Origin of the sequence: Sphingomonas sp. DBB INV C78, assembly GCF_042693015.1 — a bacterium.
GTDB lineage: Bacteria > Pseudomonadota > Alphaproteobacteria > Sphingomonadales > Sphingomonadaceae > Sphingomonas_E.
Genome location: NZ_CP170544.1, coordinates 3,292,840 through 3,309,100 on the forward strand (window position 1 = coordinate 3,292,840; position 16,261 = coordinate 3,309,100).

General features: G+C 60.6%; 16 protein-coding genes. 6 read left to right on the forward strand and 10 right to left on the reverse strand.

Annotation, left to right across the window (positions count from 1 at the left end):
* The first annotated feature begins 202 nt into the window (after positions 1–202).
* The 4 genes from ACFB49_RS15310 to ACFB49_RS15325 all read left to right on the forward strand — a co-directional run bounded on the left by ACFB49_RS15310 (position 203) and on the right by ACFB49_RS15325 (position 3,770).
* The gene (locus ACFB49_RS15310; protein ID WP_380872109.1) at positions 203–700 is read left to right on the forward strand and encodes a TIR domain-containing protein; all 498 of its coding nucleotides are present in this window, start codon (positions 203–205) and stop codon (positions 698–700) included.
* A 19-nt stretch (positions 701–719) separates the two neighbouring features.
* Entirely contained in the window at positions 720–2,171 is a 1,452-nt protein-coding gene (locus ACFB49_RS15315) for an SIR2 family protein (protein WP_380872110.1), read from the forward strand.
* Positions 2,172–2,178: 7 nt separating this feature from the next.
* Positions 2,179–2,733, forward strand: a complete 555-nt coding sequence (locus ACFB49_RS15320; protein ID WP_380872111.1) for a toll/interleukin-1 receptor domain-containing protein — start codon at positions 2,179–2,181, stop codon at positions 2,731–2,733.
* Between the two features lie 266 nt (positions 2,734–2,999).
* Positions 3,000–3,770: a DUF2971 domain-containing protein gene (locus tag ACFB49_RS15325; protein ID WP_380872112.1), complete on the forward strand. Its 771-nt coding sequence runs from the start codon at positions 3,000–3,002 to the stop codon at positions 3,768–3,770.
* A gap of 639 nt (positions 3,771–4,409) precedes the next feature.
* Here the strand turns inward: ACFB49_RS15325 and ACFB49_RS15330 are convergent.
* From ACFB49_RS15330 to ACFB49_RS15355, 6 genes are all read right to left on the reverse strand, one after another.
* Entirely contained in the window at positions 4,410–4,604 is a 195-nt protein-coding gene (locus ACFB49_RS15330; protein WP_380872113.1) for a hypothetical protein, read from the reverse strand.
* A gap of 505 nt (positions 4,605–5,109) precedes the next feature.
* Positions 5,110–5,520, reverse strand: coding sequence for a DUF1622 domain-containing protein (locus tag ACFB49_RS15335; RefSeq protein WP_380872114.1), 411 nt, complete (start codon positions 5,518–5,520; stop codon positions 5,110–5,112).
* Positions 5,517–6,176 carry a carboxymuconolactone decarboxylase family protein gene (locus tag ACFB49_RS15340; protein ID WP_380872115.1) on the reverse strand — a complete coding sequence of 220 codons (660 nt, stop codon included), beginning with the start codon at positions 6,174–6,176 and terminating at the stop codon, positions 5,517–5,519. The genes ACFB49_RS15335 and ACFB49_RS15340 overlap by 4 nt, the downstream gene beginning before the upstream one ends.
* Positions 6,177–6,238: 62 nt before the next feature.
* The gene (locus ACFB49_RS15345) at positions 6,239–6,427 is read right to left on the reverse strand and encodes a hypothetical protein (RefSeq protein WP_380872116.1); all 189 of its coding nucleotides are present in this window, start codon (positions 6,425–6,427) and stop codon (positions 6,239–6,241) included.
* 78 nt (positions 6,428–6,505) lie between these two features.
* Entirely contained in the window at positions 6,506–7,654 is a 1,149-nt protein-coding gene (locus ACFB49_RS15350; protein WP_380872118.1) for a 3-keto-5-aminohexanoate cleavage protein, read from the reverse strand.
* Between the two features lie 694 nt (positions 7,655–8,348).
* Complete coding sequence (locus ACFB49_RS15355) at positions 8,349–9,386, reverse strand: IS110 family transposase (RefSeq protein ID WP_380879984.1); 1,038 nt, start codon at positions 9,384–9,386, stop codon at positions 8,349–8,351.
* 207 nt (positions 9,387–9,593) lie between these two features.
* Here ACFB49_RS15355 and ACFB49_RS15360 point away from each other — a divergent pair, with 207 nt between their 5' ends.
* Positions 9,594–10,616 carry an IS110 family transposase gene (locus tag ACFB49_RS15360; RefSeq protein ID WP_380872119.1) on the forward strand — a complete coding sequence of 341 codons (1,023 nt, stop codon included), beginning with the start codon at positions 9,594–9,596 and terminating at the stop codon, positions 10,614–10,616.
* A 487-nt stretch (positions 10,617–11,103) separates the two neighbouring features.
* Here ACFB49_RS15360 and ACFB49_RS15365 read toward each other — a convergent pair whose 3' ends face one another.
* From ACFB49_RS15365 to ACFB49_RS15380, 4 genes are read right to left on the reverse strand one after another with little or no spacing between them, the layout of a single operon-like run.
* Positions 11,104–13,230 (reverse strand): FAD-dependent oxidoreductase, encoded by a 2,127-nt coding sequence (locus ACFB49_RS15365; RefSeq protein ID WP_380872120.1) that lies wholly within the window; start codon positions 13,228–13,230, stop codon positions 11,104–11,106.
* Positions 13,230–13,463 (reverse strand): hypothetical protein, encoded by a 234-nt coding sequence (locus ACFB49_RS15370; protein WP_380872122.1) that lies wholly within the window; start codon positions 13,461–13,463, stop codon positions 13,230–13,232. Before ACFB49_RS15370 ends, ACFB49_RS15365 begins: the two co-directional genes overlap by 1 nt.
* Entirely contained in the window at positions 13,460–14,074 is a 615-nt protein-coding gene (locus ACFB49_RS15375) for a nuclear transport factor 2 family protein (protein WP_380872123.1), read from the reverse strand. The genes ACFB49_RS15370 and ACFB49_RS15375 overlap by 4 nt, the downstream gene beginning before the upstream one ends.
* 29 nt (positions 14,075–14,103) lie before the next feature.
* A complete protein-coding gene (locus ACFB49_RS15380) occupies positions 14,104–15,381 on the reverse strand; it encodes a phytanoyl-CoA dioxygenase family protein (RefSeq protein ID WP_380872124.1) in 1,278 nt (425 codons plus the stop codon).
* A gap of 222 nt (positions 15,382–15,603) precedes the next feature.
* Here ACFB49_RS15380 and ACFB49_RS15385 point away from each other — a divergent pair, with 222 nt between their 5' ends.
* Positions 15,604–16,158 (forward strand): hypothetical protein, encoded by a 555-nt coding sequence (locus ACFB49_RS15385; RefSeq protein ID WP_380872125.1) that lies wholly within the window; start codon positions 15,604–15,606, stop codon positions 16,156–16,158.
* Positions 16,159–16,261: the final 103 nt, after the last annotated feature.

Consider the following 16,261-nt stretch of genomic DNA (forward strand, 5'->3'; position numbering starts at 1 on the left):
GTGGCGGGATCGAGATCGATGTATCGGGGTCGGCTCGCTGGGCTCACCCGACAAAAATCCGTTCGTTGGGCTGGCGACATAAGGCAGCCCTGGGCATGGTACCTTTCTTATCATTAGCAGATCGCACCTAGATAAAGTCGTTACGCTTGCAATTCGCGTCTGTGACGCCAGATTAACCGTTACTACAAGCATGGAGAATTGCGTGGCTCGTCGTGTTTTTTTCAGCTTCCACTTCGACAACGATTACTGGCGCACGCAGCAGATCAGAAACATGGGCGCTCTTGAGGGGCAGCCACTGTGTACTCCCAATGCATGGGAGGAAGTGAAGCGCAGGGGCAAGACCGCGATTGAGAATTGGATCGCCGACAACATGTACGGCAAGAGCTGCGTCGTCGTTCTGGTCGGCTCCCAGACGGCGAGCCGCCCTTGGGTCAAGCATGAGATCATCAAGGCCTGGAACGACGGGAAGGGCGTCGTCGGCGTCCGCGTTAACAAGCTGCTCGATCGCAATAGTCAGACGTCCGTCGCCGGAGCCAACCCATTCGACGATATCACCTTCGGCAACACCGGCCGGAAGCTGTCTTCAGTGGCCCAGTTGATTACGCCCACAGGCACGGACAGCAAAACCGCGTATGCTTCGATCTCGAACGGTATCGAGAAGTGGATCGAGGACGCGATCTCCATTCGCGGCCGCAACTGACACGCTGGGAGCAGGCGAGATGGTCGCGGCCACAACGAAGCGATTCCTGAAAGATTATCCAGAGGCGCTCATCGGCGGAGCCGGCGCCGTTTTCGTCGGCGCCGGCGTCTCCATGGGGGCCGGCTATCCGTCGTGGGCGTCGCTACTGACGGAGGTCGGCGAGGAACTCGGTGTGAAGTCGGGCGAACTGCACGATCTGGCGGCGCTGGCCCAGTGGAGCATTCAGGAGAACGGATCGGCTACGCAGGTCCGCAATGTCATCAAGGAGCAGATCGGCGTCGAATACCCGGTTCCTCCGACGCTCGAGATCATCTCGAGACTACCTGTCAAATACATCTGGACGACCAACTACGACCGGCTGGTCGAACGCGCATTTGGGGCAGTGAACCGCCCGATCGACACAGTCTCCGGGGCGGCCGATCTCGCCCTGCGCGCGACGCCCGGCGCTTCACGCCTCTTCAAGATGCATGGCTCGATTGAGCGCCTCGACGACGTCGTCATCTCCACCGACGACTACGAGCTCTACCGTTCGAAGCGCGGGGCGTTCCTTCCACTCCTGCAGGCGCACCTTTCGAGCATGTCGATGCTCTTCCTCGGAATCAGCTTCACCGATCCGAACATCAGGCATGTGCTGTCGTTGATCCGTGAGAGCTTCATATCGGCGCCGCCGGAGCACTTCGCTATCGTGCGCCCGCCGCACCGTGGCGACTACAGGTCGGAGGCCGAATTCGAGACGCGAAGCATCCAACATAGACTCTGGAGCCGCGATCTGAAGCGCTACGGTCTGGTAGTGGTCGAGATCGACGACTACGCGGAGCTGCCCGAGCTTCTACGCCAGGTCGAGCGGCGGGTGGCCGCGCGGCGTGTATGGGTAAGTGGCAGCTGGCCCCCCGAGGCGGGTGCCGAAATCGCCAAGGTCTACGGCGTCGCGCAGGCCATCGGCCAGCTCGTGGGTAATCGCGGCCGCGATCTCGTCAGCGGCGCGGGTCTCGTCGTCGGATCGGCCTCAATCGCGGGCTTCCTCGACGCGCTTCGTTCGAGCGGCGGATGGGACCTCGATCGCCGGCTCATCGCCCGACCCTTCCCTCAGCCGATCCCCGGCGCGGCGCCGGACGGGGTCCAGTGGGCTGCGTTGCGGGCGGAGCTGGCACGGATAGCGGGCATCGTGGTGTTCGTCGGCGGCATGAAGGTCGATCCCGACACCGGCTCCGTTATGGTGGCAGGCGGCGTGCTCGACGAGTTCGAGGCTGCGAAGGCGGCAGACTGCTTCGTCATTCCTGTCGGCTCAACCGGTGGCGCTGCGGCTCAAATCTCGGATAGCCTCATCGGTTCGGCAATCGACGCGTCGGGGCCGAACGCAATGCGTCCCACCGACGAAGAGCTGAAGGAACTTGCGCGCGCCGACATCTCCGTTGGAAAGATAGTGCAGCTGGTGTCCGCGATCCTCACGCGCATCGACAAGCGGACCTAAGAAACCGATGGCGCAGTATATTACTCGCGACGCACTTCGCAGCGTCGCCACCGAATTGGGGGCGGTCGAAACGGCGAGAGTACGCCGGGCAGCAGCTTCGAGATCGTTGGCGGGCTCAACCTTCCTTTCGCATTCCAGCAAAGATGAGGAACTCGTCGCGGGTGCGATCCGGGTGCTCGAGAATCACGGCGCGAAGGTCTATGTCGATGAGATCGATCCGGATATGCCTCCCTACACGAGCGAGGAGACGGCCGCTCTTTTGAAATCGCGCATCCGTGACACGAGCCGCTTCGTCCTTCTCGCGAGCAAGAACAGCAAGGAAAGCAAGTGGGTGCCTTGGGAACTCGGCATCGCCGATGGCGTAAAATCTCCATCGAAGATTGCACTCTTTCCAGCATCGGATTCCAGCTTCGACAAAGCCTGGGCCTCGTGGGAATATCTCGGGCTCTATGACCGCATTGTCTGGGGAAAGCTCGAAGGATATCAGAAAGAAGTCTGGATGGTAATTGACGAGAAGCGCAACACTGGCGTTGAACTGAGCGAATGGTTGAAACGTTACTAGCTCGCAGCTATCGAACCGGCGACGCCTCGCGATAGTCACGGACCTTTATGGCGAAAGCTCCTTTACAAACATAAATGTATTCTGGGACCTGCAGAATGCCGCCATCAAGGCCACGGCGCGCCGTTCCCGGCGCGGCCCTGCCGCCCCATCACCAAATGTTCATTGTCAACGTCTAGCTTTGTGGCATCAAATGCTCTCTCCCCCAGGACTACAATGATCCTTTCGAGCTTTTCCTCGGCGTAGACCTCTCAGTGGCGAGCGACCTCTTGGCGACCTATCGCGACACCGTGCAGGACCTTCCGCAGTATCCCACCACCTGCTTCTCGAAATCGCCGATCGTGACGCCGATGTGGGCGCATTACGGCAAAGACCACTCCGGCTTCGTACTGGAATTCGACGCCGACGCGCTTCGCGGGCACTTCGACGGGGTCGCGGTTGAGGACGTGACGTATAGGGACGAGCCCGATACGAGCATCGTCAAACATCTCGAACGCGCTGCAGCGATCGCTAAACCGAGACATGTCTATTGGCTGCGGCAAGCAGTGTTGCATCATGCATACTTTTCTAAGCATACGTCGTGGACCTACGAGCAGGAATGCCGGCTGGTCGATCAGCACGATTTCAGCGAAGACATCGCCGGAAACCGTATCCTTTTCGTTCCGATCGAATGCGTGACGTCCGTCATCGCAGGGCACAAGATCGCTGTCCCTGCGCTTCAGGCGAGCGTCAAGCTGGCCGAGGCGAACGATCTGGACTGGTACCAGGCCGTCATAGGAAAATCGCACGGATTGCCCTTTTTCAAGAACGGCTCCGGCAGGACATTCGTCTTCGGTGACGAATGCATCGAGGCGGCCGCTTATGTCTGCGAAACGTGCGCGGAGCCTGTCGCCGAAGGCCATGAGCTGTGCCCCTGGTGCAGCATTACTGAGCAAGATGAAATCAATGCTGCCAGCCGCAATCCCTACAGAATACTCGACCGCTATAATCTGTTGGGGCGTTACATAAAGGATGCGGAGAAGATCAGCGGCAGCACTTGATCAGGCGGACCGGAACTGATCCGGTGGTTCCGCCGCGTAGGGAGGGTGACAAGGGTATCCCCGGCCAGAGCCTCGTATATTTCTCGATTTTTCGCTTTCCTTAGCGCCAAAATTCACCGATCACCGCGAATGCTTTGGTGATAAACGAATGGCCGCTTTCGGGAAGCCTTTCTGAGCGCGGGCACGTCCGCTTAGGCGGCGAATGCAGAAGAACTGCCGCGCGCCACGATCAACGCAGCGCGCGGCTTTACGCGGCAGGGCGGCCTTGCTGCAGGCGAGGTCCCCCGGAGGGGGCTTGGCAGCCATCGCGTACAGCGGGTTTCTGGTCACCGGCCGTGCCGCACCATTGTTACCACGCTCGCATTGGACGCGAGATTCAACCAGATTAAGGTCTCTGACACGTCATCGGCATGTCTCAGAATGGATCGATCTGCCTTTGCAGGGAGCGATCAGGGTGGGTGACGGACAATCGATGTTGGGGCGCGCATTTTGTGATTTGCACAGCCGATGGCAGCGAAGCTGATCCGGCCACGTGATGCGATTACAGCCTGTGGCAGCATGCTGCAGGGTTGCCCCAACGGCGAGCAAGGCTTTCTGCCGCCGTTGGAGCTATGCGCTAGGCGATCCAATAGAATTCGATCAAGTTGCTACGGATCGATCGTCGGAAGAAGTCAGCGTCAATGTCGCCCGTGGCTCGTCGAGCGCGCGCAGCTTTCGCTCAAATTCCTTCGCCAGCTGCCGATGCGCAGCACGCGCCTCCGCGCAATTGGCGGACTCAGCGGCGGCAATTTCCTCGTCCAGCCGACGCATAAGATAAGTGCGGTCCCCGAACATTTCGGCGTCCTCCAAATGGGCGACGGCACCGGGGAAAGGAGGCGCCGCTCGCCGACGCCCCACGCTCGAAGCAGATGATAATTTTGCTAGGTCCGCAGTGCAATGACTTCGGTAAATCCGACACCTTGTCGAAGCGAATCGCCGTCATGCTACCCACGCACTTGAAGGCTGCGGGTCGAGCGACTGCTCTCGCGCCCAGCGTGGGGACGGCCGAAGCCGAAGTCGCGGCACATTGGAATACGAATTGCGGGTTCCGATCCCGGTTAAAAGGTCCTCGATGGGATGACCGATCCGAAGTCGTTGCCGGCTTGGTTCGGACCCGCCGAGATGGATCGGAACACCGGTGAGTTCGGGCGGACGAGTCTTCGCGGTGGCCTCAACTTGCATCGCACCTCACCGGAATATTGGCAGTGACGCCTGGTTCAAGAGACATCGCACCAGCACCATTGCTCATCATCTGTGGGCCGACGATGGCACCGTCGAACTGACCGATTATGATTGAAACTCAAGGGTGCCCATTCAGCCGGCGATCGGGCGCTATGGCGTTCCCTTGCCATGGCCAATGTCCATCGATCTCAACGGACAAGGACCAACTCAACACGGTGCGAATGAGGACCAGGAGTCCCAAGACTGCAACATTGCTGAGCGTCGGCTCCAAGGCTACGGTTCGGATCACATCAGCAGCCACCAGTAGCTCCAGTCCGAGCAAGAGGGGCCTGCCGAGTTGCTGCTTGTAGGTCCTGAGAGAACCTTCGTCTGTCAGACGAAAAAGATAGCGCACCGTCCCGGCTTTGACCGCCATGACGACGACACCGGCAACGATAATCGCGACCGCAAGCACTTCGATCCCCAGGGCCGCCCATTCGATCGAGGCGTGAATGACACGCACGAGTTCGTGACTGGCTGTCCCGCTCATGACCTTTCGAGCTCTTCGAGAATGGAGACGCCCAGGACGCAACTTTGAAGCCCCATCGAGACACAAAGATGCAAGACTGCCATAATCTCCTCCGGGGTCGCGCCAGCGGCCAGCGCCCCCTTGATGTGCCGTCGCGTGCCGGGTGTGTACATGTGCGTGACAGACGCATCGAACGCGATGCTGAGCAGTTCGACAAACCGCGGCGTGAATATTCCGCTTTGGTAGATTCCCGCGGCGAGGGCGAAGAAATCATCCGTCCAGGCGGGGGAAAGCTCGTAGAATGGATCCCACGCGGCGTTCCATTGCCCGATCTCACGCATCCTGTCGGACGCCGGAGTCGGCGGCTTGGGCGTATCGCTTGGTGTCACGCCTGCCGCCGCCATCTCCTCCAGCAAGATCGGCGCGCCAAGGCTGCATGAATGAATTGCGAGCGCAGCGCCCATCTTCAGAACCACCAGCACTTCGTCGCGGGTGGCGCCAGCCTCCAGCGCGCCGTGTATGTGCTGGCGCGTTCCCGTCTCGTTGAGACTGCTGCAGGCGCAGTGGAGCGCGAGCGAGATCAGTTCAACTTCCTTGCGCGGCAGGACGCCATTGGTCCACGGGTTATTGCCGACGCGGAGCAGAGCCTTTGCGCCCTGCGGATCCCATTCCTTCATCTTCGCGAGCGATGAATCCCACGGATTGTCTGCATTTGTCGTCGCCGCGGCTACGTCGTTGGTCATCGGGTTTTACCCTCTGTGGGAAGCGAGGCGTGTGCAGACGGCGGGTGGTTGGCCTGGTCACTGCCGTTGGCCGATGGCAGGCTCAAATCCCGACCATCACGTCGTTGCCTTTTGATGCGCACTTCGAACTTGTTCACGCTCAGCCCGCCGCCGGAAACAACCCCGGTGGTGACGTCGAAGCGCATGCCGTGTTCGGGACAGGTGACGAGACACCCATCCAGAGTGCCATTGTGAACGGACTGTCACCATTCGTACGGAAGCGCCTAGACGTGCTCTTCCACGACCTCCTCGCCGACGACCATGTGCCCGTCAGAACCGCCAAACCGCGCCTTGGGAAGCCTTCCGTCGGTCACATGCACGTGGAATCCCGCGTTGCCGTCTAGACGGTTCGGCGGCAGACCGAGATTGGCGAGCGTTTCCTCGGTGGTCTCGTAGGTGACGCCGATCTTCAGCATCTCGCGCGCCTGCTCGGCCGTTGCGATGGGGCGACCGATAAGCTCGGCCATCTGGACCTGTTTCTCGATCATCTGGACCGAGCTGAAGCGTTCTCCCTTCGTCGGCCCCCAGAGGTTTTCTTCAATGCCGGCTCGCGTGTGCTGTCCCAGGGCGATCATCATCATCGACACTGGATAGGTGTACCGGAACGTGCTCTGGTATGTGAAATGGGAACCGTGCGGCGTTCGCCTGACCAGCTCCATCATGTCGAAGGGGTTCACTCCGCAGGCACCGCCGACCCCCATGCTGAAGAAACCGTTCACCGGCCCCTTGTAATACCCCTTGCGGATCAGCCGTTCCACCAGCTCGAGCGAGTGGACGTGGGGGAGGGCGAAGTAAGGCTGGATACCGTTCTGCACGCAGCGCTTTATGTTCTCCAGATAGAATTCGGGCGTCGCGTCAGCCACGAGATTGGCCATGGCACTGGACATGGCCGGGTTCGTAAAGCGGGTGCCGGCCCAGGCATCATCCAGGCGGTTGATCGCCGTGTGATCGTACAGTGTGGAGCCGCAGGAGACAGTGATCTGATCGGGCTTGGGGTCTATTTCGCACAGTTTGTGGCGCGCGTCGTAGCTTCCGAATTGTGCCTTTTCACCGGGCTCCGGAGCAAAGGAGATCGACCCGCCGACTTGCAGGACCATCTTGGGCACGGCCTCGCGAAGGCGCCCGATTTGCTCGGCATAGTGCCTGAAGTTCTTGGAGATATGGGCGGTGTCGGGATCGCGTACGTGGATGTGCAGAAGTGTCGCCCCGGCGTTATAGCAATCCACAGCAGCCTGCGTCTGTTCATCCCAGGTGACGGGGAATTTGTTTTCCGGTGTGCAATCCTCTGGCATCCACATGGGCCCGTACGGCGCTGCCGTGATCATCAAAGGCGGCATGTTTTCCGGAAGCAGCGAGTCGTCGGTGAAATACATGTTATGTCTCCCTTCCCGACATAATCAGTCATGATCCCGAGTGCCGCGCCATCAGGGTTTGAACGGGGAAAAGTACAGTACAGACCCTGAGACTATCGAAAGCCGATGCCGCGAGTTGAAGTACCCGGCGCGAGGGCGCTTAGGGATCGACCATCCGCGGGCCGGAGCGGGCATAAGACAGTCCATCATAAGCCATCGGGCGCCCGTCTTCGGCCCGCACGACGATCCCGCCGCGCAGACGCCAATGACCACGGCCTGCCAACCGGGGAAAACCGTAATGACAACAGCACCTTTCCCCCAAAGCGGATGTTAGAACAGTAACGCCGACGTTCATACGCCTCCGCACGCTTCCCGAGACCGGTCATTGTTCCCAATCTGACCGGAGGGCAGCTATCAGGCAGCCGAGATCGGCCTCTGTATGGCCGCTATGTCGTCTGTGGATGGCTCCCGCGTTGCAAGCGCTAATTGAGGTCTGGCGATCGGTCGGGTGCAGTCGTCTGTCCGGCCTGTTGATGCAGTCGGTGAGGACTGCTGGCCCTGATGGAGTCCGCGAACAGGGTCCCTATCGGCGGAGCAGGCTGTTGCGCCTGTGACTTAGCTCGGGGTGTCCCTGTTTCCGGTCTGACCGGTTTCGCCATCACTTCTCTTTGCGCTCACAACTTCGTTCGGCCGATCTCCTCAGCCGGATCCGATATCATGCGGCCAGCACCGGAGCATGATGCGCCCGATAATCCTGGCCGCGGGTCATCATTGCCCAGGCGATCCGCGCCATCTTGTTGGCCATGGCTACGCTGGCAACACGCGCCGGCTTCCTGGCTAGGAGAGCGACAACGCGCGGATCGACAGCGTCCGGCTTGCGTTTCGCTCGACAGATCATCGAGGTCGCACCGATGACGAGCAGTTGTCGCAGATATCTGTCGCCCATCTTCGTTATGCGTCCCAGGCGCTCCTTGCCGCCACTGGATTTCTGTCGCGGGGTCAGGCCAAGCCAGGCGGCAAACTGACGTCCCGAGCGGAACTGATGTGGGTCGGCCACCGATGCCGCCAGCGCGGTCGCTCCGACGGGCCCGATGCCCGGGATCGTCGCCAGGCGACGCGCAACCGCATCGCTGCGCTGGAGGGCGTCTAGGCGACGATCGAGGTCGCGAAGTCGCACGTGGATCTCAAGCGCCTGCCGAGCGAGCATTGCGATCACTTCGGTCGCTTGCGTCGGTAGATCGATCGTGGCCTCATCATCGACGATCTCCCGCGCGGTCTGCAATGCATGCTGCAGGCCTATGGGAATGGCGACTCCGAACTCGGCAAGCTGACTACGCATCAGGTTGACCAGCTGGGTGCGTTGCCCGATCAGCAATTGGCGCACTCGATGCAGCGACAGCGCCGCCTGTTGCTCGCGCGATTTGACGGCGACGAACCGCATCGTCGGACGCGTTACGGCTTCGCAGATCGCCTCCGCATCGACCGCGTCATTCTTGCCACGCTTTACATAGGGCTTCACATAAGCAGGCGGCATCAGCCGCACGTCGTGGCCCAGGTTCGTCAGTTCGCGCGCCCAGTGATGCGATGTCCCGCATGCCTCGATGCCAACAAGGCAAGGCGAAAGCTTCGCGAAAAAGGGCAGAACCTGCCCGCGCCTCAGCATCTTACGCACTACGACCGAACCGGCCGCATCGACACCGTGAACCTGAAAGACGTTCTTGGCCAAATCCAGGCCGATCGTGCTAATCTCCATGGCGGATGGCTCCTCTGCTCGGGTCGCTCGACAGCAACCCATCTTGGCACTCAGATGCCGTGAGCGGGAGCCATCCACATGGGGTAATCGCGGGAGCGAGTCGCCCTAATGCAGTCGCAGCATGGAAGCGGGTGGCTGCTCCCCGATAAGATGGAAATACGGGCTCACGACTGGACGCCGGGCCCAAGCATCTGACGGAGAACAGCCATGGAAGAGTATATCGGGCTCGACGTGTCGATGAAAGAGACGGCCGTCTCGGTGCGGCGTGGAGGCAAGCGCATTTGGCGTGGGAAGTGTGCGTCGGATCCCAAGCTCATTGCGGAGCTGATACGCAAGCGCGCGCCATCAGCGAGGCGGGTGGTTTTCGAGACCGGGCCGCTATCGGTGTGGTTCTACCATGCGCTCCGCGCAGAGGGGCTACCGGCGATCTGCATCGATGCACGCCATGCCAAGGCTGCACTCGACATGGCGGCGAACAAGACCGACGCGAACGATGCGGATGGTCTAGGACATCTGGCGGAGGTCGGCTTCTTCAGAGAAGTGCGCGTAAAGGGGTTCGACAGCATGCTGGCCCGGACACTGGTTGCGGCACGCACCCGGCTGGTCCGGATTGCAACCGAGCTCTCGAACCAGATCCGGGGACTCATGAAGACGTTCGGCCTGCTCGTACCCGCGGGCAAGGGAAGCAAGTTCGAGGAGCATGTTCGGAACCTCCTCGTCGATCAAATGGGTCTTGCCGCTATCCTGCTGCCGATGCTGGAGGCTTGGCGTAGCATACGCATTAGAGCAGCCGAACTCGGGCGACAGCTAGTCGCCGACGCACGCGCGAGCGAAGCGTGTCAAATCCTCATGTCGATCCCTGGGATAGGCGCGATCACCGCGACATCTTTCGCGACTGCGATCGAAGATCCCAACAACTTCAAGAAATCCAGCTCCGTGGGCGCCTGGCTCGGGCTGACGACCCGGCGCTACCAATCCGGAGAAGTAGACTATGACGGCCACATATCGCGACGAGGTGACCGTCACCTGCGCGGTCTCCTCTACGAAGCGGCGACGGTAATCCTCACCCGCTCCTCGGCAGATAGCGATCTACGGACGTGGGGTCTCAAGCTTAGGGAACGCGTCGGCTTCAAGCGCGCAGCTGTTGCCGTCGCGCGTAAGCTCGCTGTCCTGATGCATGCGATGCTGAAGTCCGGGGAGATGTTTAACCGGTCTGCAGCCGCTACATAGGAATCGGATAGCGTTCGGCCCGAACGCGCCGATACGTCCCTGCCGGGACGTGGGCAGAGCCATTCCGCCAGATGAGGTGCACAGCTGAATAGCAAAGTGCGTCATCCACGCGCCGATACGTCCCTGCCGGGACGTGGGCAGAGCCATTCCGCCAGATGAGGTGCACAGCTGAATAGCAAAGTGCGTCATCCACATTGGAAGTCTCAACCCGCGAAGCCCCATCATGTGGCGGCCGATGCCGACCCCGAAGACGACCATGCACCCGGCAAACGATCTGCGCCGAAATGACTTGCCTTAAGGCATGCGATTAGACGACCTCATCCGCGGAAGTGGCCCGCCAAGTTGCCATCGACAATCCTCCCCACATCGGCCGCCTTCCCGGCCAATTGACTCGAATGCGCCACACTGCGCGCATGCCTGTTTCCCTTTTTGTCGGCGCCACCATGCCGCAAAAGCTGGCCCGCGCACTCTGAAAATGGAGGGAGCTTTAGGCCAACGAGATTTCCGCCGCCGCGCGGGCCGCCCCACGCATCGCGCCTTCGATATAGCCGACGCCGGTGCAGTCACCGACTTCATGCACGGCAAAGCCCTCGGCGCGCAACGTCTCCGCCAGGCTGGCGTCGCCATGCGCGCCCTTGGCGACGATCACATGGTCCGCCGGCAGCGCCTGGGCCGCGCCATCCTTGTCGGTGAACAGCACGCGCTTTTCCTCGATGCGGATGTCCGCGGCCGATGGGTAAAGCCCCAGCCCATGCTCCCGAAGCTCGTCGAGCAGCCGCATCCGCCGTACGATCGTCAGCCCCGCGCCGAACCGCGGTGCATCGTCCACCACCGTCACCGTCCGCCCGCGTTCGGACAGAAATTCGGCCAGTTCCAGCCCGACAAGCTCGCCACCGACGATCACGACATTCTTGCCCAGCGGCATCCACTGGTGGCTCGCCTTGCGCACGAAATCGAGATTGGCGGTCATGCCGGTCGCGGCGCCCACCTTGGTCAGCAACCGCGTGCCTAGTCCCACCTTGCGCTTCAGCTCAGCCGAGCTTTCGCCCAGGATCAGACGGCGCATATCGTCGCCGCTCAGCACATACGGCAGGTCTCCGCCGGGGATCGGTGGCATGTCGCGCACCGCGCCCGTAGCCACCACCACCGCATCCGCCTTCAGCGATCGCAGAAGATCGGGCGTAGCGCGGGTATTGAGGCGCACGTCGATCTTCGCCTTGCCGACCTGGAGTTTCAGCCAATCCAGCAGCCGCTCATTGGCGGGATAAGCGAGCGACGCGAATTGCAACGTGCCGCCCAGCCGATCGCTCGCCTCGATCAGCACCACATCATGCCCAGCCGCGGCCAGCCGGCGCGCACTTTCCATGCCGCCCGGCCCACCGCCGATCACCGCGACGCGCTTGCCGCCCGCCTGCATTGTCGGGCGCAGATATTCGAACCCCGTCTCCGGGTTCACCGCGCAGCGCAGCGGCTGGCAGACATAGATCGCGCTGATGCAGGTGTAACAATAGATGCAGGGCAGCACGTCCTCCGGACGCCCCTCGGTCAGCTTGCGCGGCAGATGCGGATCGGCCAGCAGCTTGCGGCCCATCGAGATGAAATCGACACCGCCCTTGGCGATATGCGCGTCGCCCACCTCGGGGTCCACCCGGCCCGATGCGATCACCGGAATGCCGACTGCCGCCTTGATCTTAGCCGCATAAGGCAGGTTCAGCGCCGGCTCATGCGGCGTGTGCGATCCCGAATGGAGCTTGGCTTTGGCCGTATCGTGATAGGCGGTGACGGTGATCGCATCGGCGCCTTCCGCCTCCACCATCCGCGCGATCGCGATGGCGTCGTCGATCTCCAGCCCGCCCTTCTTGCCGACTTCGCGGGAATCGAGCTTGCACCACATCGGAAAGTCGGGGCCGACCGCGGCCCGAACCGCGCGCACCACCTCCAGCAGGAAGCGCACCCGGTTCTCCAGCGGCCCGCCATATTCGTCGGTGCGCTTGTTCGTCTTGGGCGAGATGAAGGACGACAGCAGATAGCCATGCCCGCCATGGATCTCGACCCCGTCGAAGCCGGCCGTCTTCGCCCGCACCGCCCCGGCCGCGAACTGGCCGATGACGGTCTGGATGTCCTCCACCGTCATCACCTTGAATTCGACGCTGGTAATCCGGCTGAACGCGGCCTCCGCCAGTTCCTCCAGCAGGAACGCCTCGGTGAAGTCGCCGTCGGGCGCATCGGGGAAGCTCGGCGTCCAAACTGGCCGACCTGCCAGCATGTCCTCCATCGCCACCAGCCCGCCATGATGGAGCTGCGCCGCAATCTTCGCGCCATGACCATGCACCGTCTCGGTCAGCCGCGTCAGACCGGGCAGGAAGCGATCGTCCGAAATCGCGATCTGGTTCACCTGGTTGCCGCCCACCGGCCAGGCGACCCCGGCGACGCCGGTGATGATCAGGCCGACACCGCCCTTCGCCTGTTCCTCATGATAGCGCAGGATGCGTTCGCCGATATGTCCGTCGGGCTCTGCCAGGCTCGCCCCCATCGCCGTCACCGCGATGCGGTTGCGCAGTTCCAGGCTGCCGATGCGGCCGGGGGCGAGAAGATGTGGAAAGGCGCGCGTCATCACTTCATCTCCGGCATGCTGTTGACGCTCTCAAGGGCTAATCGATGAGTAGCAAGATAGTTTTGCGAAAACTCTTCATCCACAGGCATCTCAACGAACCGCGCGACGTCCGCCTTCCTCCGTAGGGAAACCATCTGAATTTTTGTTGGATTGAGGGCGCCGGTCATCATGGCGACTGGAGTCTCCCAGTCGCGCATACTCGTCTTCGGCGCCGCCGGGCGGAACGTGATCATGCTTGCAACTCCGCCTGGATGTTCAGCGGGACCTTAAGGTGAGCGGAAATGTCGCCAGTGAAATCGAGCAGCGAATAGTCGCGGTAAACAAAGTGCCAGCCTGCATCGGCGCGTTCGAAGCGATCATGATAGCGGCCCGACGCGATCAGTTGCAGGGGCAGGTCATCGGTGACCTGATAGACAGTGTAGTAGGAGCGTGCCGTCGCAGTGCCGGCCTCCTCGTCTATCTCTATGATCGGGTTGGTCACTAGGTGCTTGGTGCGGGGCGTTCCACAAGGATAGATCATCACGTACGTGTTCCAGACCTCGAGCAACCCGGCATCGTCAATTGGTTCGTCGCTGTATCTGACCTTGATGCGCGCCTGACGAAAAAGGGCGGCCGTTTCCTTCAGAGCGCCGCTGTCGAACAACTCGCTATAGCGATAAAGAAGATTCGCGATTTCTGTGGCGCTGTTGCTCATGGCATGGCTGTCCCAATAACGGTTTTGACGTTTATTGCCTTTGACCTGGCATGACACTTCAGGGGAGCGCGGGTCTGACGTTGGAGGCGGCCGCATCCACAGCCATCGCTGCCGCCCGCAAGCGCCCCAGGCAAGGATGGCGGGCGTCATCCAGGGGACGACGCCCGGTGCCGCTTTTGTCAGGCTTCCTCGACCTTGGCGGCCATTTCAGCGACGGTCGGCATCTCGTGGACGTGAGGGATGACCTGATCGAAGGTCTGGAACTTGCCCAGAAGCTCCTGCGTCAACCGATTCTGGTGCCGCAGATAGAGAGTGCGGCGACGCAGATGTCCATTGGACGCGGGAGCCGCATGCAACCCGCAACCGAGATGTACGGTCGCATCGCCCGGCTGCGTCTCGAACGTCACGACGGGCAATTGATCCCATTCTTCCTTTGAGAACTGGTCATGACAGGTGCGTCCCGCGCTTCCGGCCAGAAAGAAGAGTTGGGAGCTTTCCGGCGTTGCCGCGTCCAGCTGAATGCCGACGTGCACGCGGGGGCAGGTGATCGGACAGCCGCCCAGGCCGCAATCCTGATGCCAACCCAGCGAATAATTCGAACCGGAATTGGCGGCGCCGCTGGTGAACTCCCGGAGAATAGCGTGTGTGCCGTTGTCACGATCATGGGCCGGAATTACATGTTCGTGCGACAACCCAGTGAGAAATTTCGTCACCGGATGGGTATCGAGCGAATTCATAAGTTCCGAATTGAGTGCCATATAGTGAAGGTCCCAGACCTTCTTGATGCCGTCGCTGTTGGACGCCCAACGCGAAAAAACATCGCCTTCGACCGAACTGTCGCGCAGGCGGTCGGTTTCCTCGGAGAGGCGCTCAATCTCATCCGGCGTGTAAGCGCTGCGTACATGCAGGTAGCCCGTAGTGCGCAAATAATGGGCCATCGCTTCCGGATCGGCGTCGCGATCGAAGGATTTGCGAAGATCGAGCGGCGACCCATCGCGGTCGCGCAGATCGAGTGCCTTAGGATTGTAGATCGGCGTGCCGCTGTACAGGCAGCGCAAGGCCGGCTCCCAAGCGTCCCACTGGCGGAACTTACCGCGAACGAAGCGCACAGCCTCTTCATAAAGCAGGCCGTAACGGGTTCTGAGTTCGTAATAATAGTTCTGCCAGGCGTCGCTCGACAGCTCGATCACCAGTTCGGCATCCGCCGACACGCCGGGCACAATCCGTACCCCGTTGCTTTGACACACATAGGTGTAGGCCAGGCCCTGGGGCGTCTGAAGCGCAATTGGCGCCGCGTTCGCTACGTCCCAGGCAATCTCGTCGCTGACGCCGCGACGCAGGCGATGCGGCAAGATAATCTCGTGCATTGCCTTGAAGTCGACTGGTGACAGACCCAGACTTTTGGCTGAACCCACATTCACATCTCGCTTCGCGAGAACCGCAGTCATGTCATTCATCTTGCTCTCCCGAACTCGGTGATCTAAGCTGATACTCTTTCATTCCTTGGGCCAGCTTGACCGCGGCCTTGAAGCTACGCTCCTGTCAGATCGACGTGTAGGGTGCCATTCCAACCTCGAGGGGACATTTCGGGTCATTACTCTCGGCAGACGAGTGCTTGCATGGCAAGCGCACACGGCTAGATTCCTTGCAAGTGTGATAGATGGTGCAATCGAGACTCAGTGACGATGCCGACTGTTGACCGCATTCCAGCCAAGCTGCTGATCCCTATGCTGCGGGATCTTCAGCTTCGCGACGTCGCCGTCGATCAAGTTCTCGACTGCCCGGGCGGGCGACTGGCACTTGCGCCCATATTGTCAGGCGACATGGTCTCACTCGACCATCGGGATTTCGTCCACGCATACGGATTGTGCACATTGCTGCTCGAACAGGCGAGCTGTCATAGTCAAGCCAAGAGCAAGAATCGCAGCAAGGCCCTTGAGGCTTTCTTGAATTTTGTCGTGGCCGCCGACACCTTGAAGGAAGCATGCGAGCGCTCTGCGGAATTCAATGCCTTTCTTGAAGAGCGTGGCTATTCCATTCATCTTAGTGCCGAAGATGACACAGCTAAATTCTCAATAGATTTCAACCCATCGATGGCCCATCCTCCTTTGTCGATTGTATCTTCTTCCATTATATACTTTTACAATTTGTTTTCATGGCTTACTGCGACACCGGTGACGTTATTGAGGTCGGATTTTCTCACCTTCATCAACCTGACGAAAATCCGTGTATAGATACGCTTAATACCAATATCATTTACGGCAATGGTCAAAACTACCTTCGATTCAGATCTTTCAACCTCACCAGGAAGATCGTTAGGTCGCATGATGACTTGCG